1 protein-coding gene is annotated in these 964 nt (G+C 59.0%); it reads right to left on the bottom strand.

What is annotated here, in order from left to right:
* Nucleotides 1–72: 72 nt before the first annotated feature.
* Nucleotides 73–842, bottom strand: a protein-coding gene (locus AC07FD_RS32330) for an IS5 family transposase (RefSeq protein ID WP_478353140.1) whose coding sequence is annotated in 2 segments (ribosomal slippage) — nt 73–519 and nt 522–842 — 768 coding nt in all. Because the reading frame shifts where the segments join, the coding sequence is not laid out codon by codon here.
* Nucleotides 843–964: the final 122 nt, after the last annotated feature.

Below are 964 nucleotides of genomic sequence, written 5' to 3'. Positions count from 1 at the left end.
GCCACCCCGCAGATGTCCTCACTGTCAGAAGCTGCTCGCACACGCCCTCAAACCTAAACTGCCAAAGTAGTGCTAGGTCGCAGACTCATAATTTCTGAGCCAGATGCGCACTGAAGCGAGCTTGATGGCAGCGAGGAAATTGAGCGGATCGCGGTCATATCGAGTTGCGATACCTCTGAAGTGCTTAAGTTTGTTGAAGTATCGCTCGACGAGATTGCGCTGCCTGTAGACCCATGCGCTGAAAGGAAAGCTGCCGGTCCGGTTCTTCTTCGGCGGGATGTTCGCCCACGCTTTTCGCTCCGCCGCGAGCGTCCGGATAGCATCGCTGTCGTAGGCGCGGTCGGCAAGCAGGATTGCATCGGGTTGGAGGGCGTCGAGCATGGCGGCGGCGGGCTTGCCGTCATGTGCCTGTCCGGCCGTCAGGACAAGGTCGATCGGCCGGCCTTCGGCATCGACGAGCGCGTGGATCTTGGTCGTGAGGCCGCCGCGGGAATGTCCCATGCAGCCATCGTCAGCGCCCCCTTTTTTGCCGTGGCAGCGTGCTGGTGAACGCGGACACAGGAGCTGTCGATCATGATGATCTCGCCGTCAAAGGCCTTGGAAACCGCCGCCAGAAGCCGATCCCAGACCCCGGCTTTGCGCCATCGCACGAACCGGTTGTAGCAGGTAGTGTAGGGGCCATAGCGTTCCGGCACATCGGCCCAGGGTGAGCCGGTGCGGAAGCGCCACAGGATGCCGTTGAGCACCTTGCGGTCGTCAACGCGTGCCACACCGCGGACCTTGTTGGGGAGATGAGGCGCGATGATGCCCCATTCAAAATCGCTCAATTCATACCGACGCATCAAAGCCTCCAAAAGAAGCCTTGAATCAGAACTTACATCAGCACGATACCCAGTTTATGAGTTTGCGACCTAGCACTACTTTGGCAGTTTTTAGCGGCGGGCGAGTTTTTGGAATTCCCAAG

The organism is Mesorhizobium waitakense (assembly GCF_056431085.1).
The sequence above is the reverse complement of the archived record's forward strand: the minus strand, read 5'-3'. Positions and strand labels throughout refer to the sequence as shown.